The following is a 4575-nucleotide window of genomic DNA, read 5'->3' as shown; positions in this document are numbered from 1 at the left end:
TGCGGGCGGAGAGCACCCACGGCACCAACTCGGCCGGCGCGGATTCGGGCTCCGGCACGGCGGGCGCCGCCTCCAGGATGGCGTGCGCGTTGGTTCCGGTGCCGCCGAACGAGGACACCGCGGCGCGGCGCGGCCGGCCGGTGTCCGGCCACGGCACCGGCTCGGTCAGCAACTGCACCGCGCCGGCCGACCAGTCCACCTCGGGGGTGGGTTCGTCCACGTGCAGCGTCCGGGGCAGGATCCCGTGCCGCAGCGCCAGCACCATCTTGATCACGCCGGCGATGCCGGCCGCCGAGCCGGTGTGGCCGATGTTCGACTTGACCGAACCGAGCCACAGCGGGGTGTCCCGGTCCTGCCCGTAGGTGGCCAGCAACGCCGACGCCTCGATCGGATCACCCAGCCTGGTCCCGGTGCCGTGCGCCTCCACAGCGTCCACATCGGACGGTGCCAACCGGGCGTTCGCCAACGCCTGCCGAATCACCCGCTGCTGCGCCAACCCGTTCGGCGCGGTCAACCCGTTCGACGCCCCGTCCTGGTTCACCGCCGAACCCCGCACCACCGCAAGAATCCGATGCCCGTTGCGTTTCGCGTCCGACAACCGCTCCACCAGCACCAGGCCCACACCCTCACCCCAGCCGATCCCGTCGGCAGCCGCCGCGAACGGCTTGCACCGCCCGTCGGCGGCCAGCCCGCGCTGCCGGCTGAACTCGGTGAACGACACCGGCGACACCAGCGCCGCCACCCCGCCGGCCAGCGCGAGGTCGCACTCGTTCTGGCGCAGCGCCCGGCAGGCCAGGTGCAGCGCGGTCAGCGAGGACGAGCAGGCGGTGTCCACGGTCACCGCCGGGCCTTCGAGCCCGAAGGTGTAGGAGATCCGGCCGGACGCCCCGGCGGTGCCGGTGCCGAACAGGAAGAAGCCCTCGGCGTCGCCGCCGGCCGAACCGCCGACCCCGTAGCCGACGAACGAGGCGCCGACGAACACCCCGGACCGGCTGCCGCGCAACCCGGCGGGATCGAGCCCGGCCCGCTCGAACGCCTCCCAGGACGCCTCGAGCAGCAGCCGCTGCTGCGGGTCCATGGCCACCGCCTCGCGCGGGCTGATTCCGAAGAAGGGCGCGTCGAACCCGGCGACGTCCTCGACGAACCCACCCTCGCGGGCGTAGGAGGTTCCGGGGTGGTCCGGGTCGGGGTGGTAGAGCGCGTCGACGTCCCAGCCGCGATCGGCGGGGAAGCCGGAGATCGCGTCGGTGCCGTCGGCGACCAGCCGCCACAGGTCCTCCGGCGAACCGACCCCGCCGGGGAACCGGCAGCTCATCCCGATGATCGCGATCGGCTCGTCGGTGTCGGCGGCGGCCGGCGTGGCCGGTGCGGAAGTTCCGGTGCCCAGCAACCGGTCCAGCAGGTGGTCGGCAAGCGCGGTGGCGGTCGGGTAGTCGAACACCGCCGTGGTCGGCAGCCGGGTGCCGGTGGCGGTGCGCAGCCGGTTGCGCATGTCCACCGCGGTCACCGAGTCGAAGCCCAGCTCGCGGAAGGCGCGGTCCGGCTCGATCGGCGCCGGGTCCGGGTAGCCGAGTGCGCCGGCGGCCTGGGTGCGCACCAGGTCGAGCAGGAACGGGCGCCGGTCGGCTTCCGGCAGCGCGGTGATCCGCTGCCGCAGCGCGGAGTCCCCGGTATCCGGCGCGGCTTCGTCGGCCTCGGCGAGCACCCGGCGCGCCTCCGGCAGGTCGGCGATCAGCGGCCGGGTCCGGCTGACCGTGAACGCCGGCACGAACCGCTCCCAGTCGATGTCGGCCACGGTCAGGCAGGTCTCCCCGGCGGCGATCGCCTGCTCCAGCGCGGACAGCGCGAGCCGCGGGTCCATGCCGCGCAGCCCGCGCCGGGCGAGCCGCTCGGTGGCCGCCGCGTCGGTCATCCCCCCGTCGGCCCACCCGCCCCAGGCCACCGAGGTGGCGGCCAGGCCCCGGTCCCGCCGGTTGCGGGCCAGCGCGTCCAGGTGTGCGTTGGCGGCGGCGTAGCCGGCCTGCCCGCCGCTACCCCAAACCCCGGCGCCGGAGGAGAACAGCACGAACGCGTCCAGCGGGGTGTCGATCAGCTCGTCCAGGTTGGTGGCGCCGTCGACCTTGGCGGCGACGACCTCGGCCAGCTCGGCCGGGTCCATGTCGGTCAGCGGGGTGGCCTGGTTGATCCCGGCCGCGTGCAGCACGGCGGTCACCGGATAGCGGGCCAGCAGGTCGGCGAGCTGCCCTCGGTCGGCGACGTCGCAGGCGGCGAGCACGACGACGGTGCCGAGCGCGGTCAGCTCGGCCGCGAGCTCTGCGGCGCCGGGCGCGTCCGGGCCACGCCGGCTGGCCAGCACCACCCGCTCGGCGCCGCGCTCGGCCAGCCAACGGGCCAGCCGGCCGCCGATGGCCCCGGTGCCGCCGGTGACCAGCACCGTCCCATGTGGACTCCAGCGCTGCCCGGCGGTTCCGGCCGGGGCTCGCACCAGCCGCCGGGCGAACACGCCGCCGCGCCGCACCGCGAGCTGGTCCTCGGTGCCGATCCCGGCCAGCGCGGCGACCAGGCCGGCGGCGGCCCGGTCGTCCAGCTGCTCCGGCAGGTCGATCAGGCCGCCCCAGGTGTCCGGCAGCTCCAGCCCGGCCACCATGCCCAGGCCCCAGACCTGTGCCTGGGCCGGGTGGCGCAGCCGGTCGCCGTCGCCGGTCGACACGGCGCCGCTGGTGGCCAGCCACAGCGGGGCGCGGACCTCGGCGCCGGCCAGCGCGCCGATCAGCTCCAGGGTCGCGGCCAGTGGCTCGTCAAGGGCGAGCAGCGAGAGCACACCGGCCAGGTCGGTTTCCCCGGCCAGCTCATGCCGGCTGGCCACCCGCACCTCGGCACCGGCCGCGCGCAGGGCCGCCGCGTACGGCTCGGCCTCGGCGCCGGTTCCGGTGACCAGCAGCCAGGTGCCGGACAGCGCCGGGCCGGTCGGCCCGGACACCGGGCGCCAGGTCACCCGGTACCGCCATCCGTCCACAACGGACTGATCGCGGTGCCGGCGGCGCCACGACGACAGCACCGGCAGCGCCGCGCCGACGGTGGCGCGAGACTCCTCGTCAGCACCATCGATGGCCAGCGCCTCGGCGAGGCCGGTCAGGTCCTCGCGCTCGACCGCGGCCCAGAACCGGTCGTCGGCCGGGTCCGCGATCGGGCCGGTGGCCGGGTCGAGCCAGTAGCGGTCGTGCTGGAACGGGTAGGTGGGCAGGTCGGCGTGCCCGCCGGTGGGCAGGTCCAGCGGGCCGCCATGGGCCCAGAGTTCGGCGGCCGAGGTCAGGAACCGGTCGAGCCCACCCTGATCGCGGCGCAGCGTGCCGATCGCCACCGCACCCTCCACCTCGCCGAGCGCCGGAACCAGCACCGGATGCGGCGACACCTCCACGAAGAACCGGTAACCCCCGTCCAGCAAGGTCCGGGAGGCCGACTCGAATTGCACGGTCTGGCGCAGGTTGCGATACCAGTACCCCGCATCCAACCCGGCCGTGTCGACCCATTCGCCGTCCACTGTGGACAGAAATGGTATGGCGCTCGTTCGGGGCTCGATCCCGGCCAAGGCGTCGAGCAACTGGTCGTGGATCCGCTCCACGTGGGCCGAGTGCGAGGCGTAGTCCACCGCGATCCGCTTGGCCCGAACATCCTCGGCCCGGCACGCCTCCAGCACCGCGTCCAACGCCTCGGGCTCCCCCGCCAGCACCACCGACGCCGGCCCGTTCACCGCCGCCACCGACACCCGATCCCCATACGGCACAAGCAACTCCCGCACCCGACCCACCGGCGCGGCAACCGACACCATCCCGCCAAGCCCCGCCAACCGCTCGGCAATCGCCTTCGACCGCAACGCCACCACCCGCGCACCATCGGCCAGGCTCAACCCACCGGCCACCACCGCAGCGGCGATCTCGCCCTGCGAATGCCCCACCACCGCATCCGGCTCCACCCCCACCGAACGCCACACCTCGGCCAGCGACACCAACACCGCCCACAACACCGGCTGGACCACGTCCACCCGGTCCAACTCGCCGCCGTGCAACACCTCCAGCAACGACCAATCCACAAACGGCGCCAGCGCGCGGTCACACTCCGCGATCCGAGCCGCGAACACCGGCGAGGAGTCCAACAGACCCCGGGCCATGCCCACCCACTGCGAACCCTGACCCGGGAACACGAACACCACCCGACCGGCCCCCGCCTGCCCGGTGACCAGACCCGGCGCCGGCTCCCCCGCCGCCAGCGCGGCCAGACCCGCATGCACAACTTCGGACTCCCCCACCAGCGCCGCACGATGAGCGAACGCCGAGCGGAAGCCGAGTTCCGTCGCGACGGTGGCCGGGTTCGCGTCCGGGTGGGCGGCCAACCAGGCGTGCAGCCGGCCGGCGGCCGTGCGCAGCGCGGCATCGGTGCGGGCGGAGAGCACCCACGGCACCAACTCGGCCGGCGCGGATTCGGGCTCCGGCACGGCGGGCGCCGCCTCCAGGATGGCGTGCGCGTTGGTTCCGGTGCCGCCGAACGAGGACACCGCGGCGCGGCGCGGCCGGCCGG

Annotated in this window: 1 protein-coding gene; it reads right to left on the bottom strand. The window is 74.9% G+C overall.

The window, feature by feature from the left end; genetic code table 11:
- Window positions 1–4575: SDR family NAD(P)-dependent oxidoreductase (locus VFV67_RS36065; protein WP_326475215.1), on the bottom strand; the 4575-nt coding region annotated here is incomplete at both ends.

Origin of the sequence: Actinophytocola sp. (assembly GCF_035762905.1) — a bacterium.
In the GTDB taxonomy this organism is placed as follows: Bacteria; Actinomycetota; Actinomycetes; order Mycobacteriales; family Pseudonocardiaceae; genus DASYTH01.
Note: the sequence above shows the minus strand (reverse complement) of the source record. Positions and strands in the feature narration are given on the sequence as shown.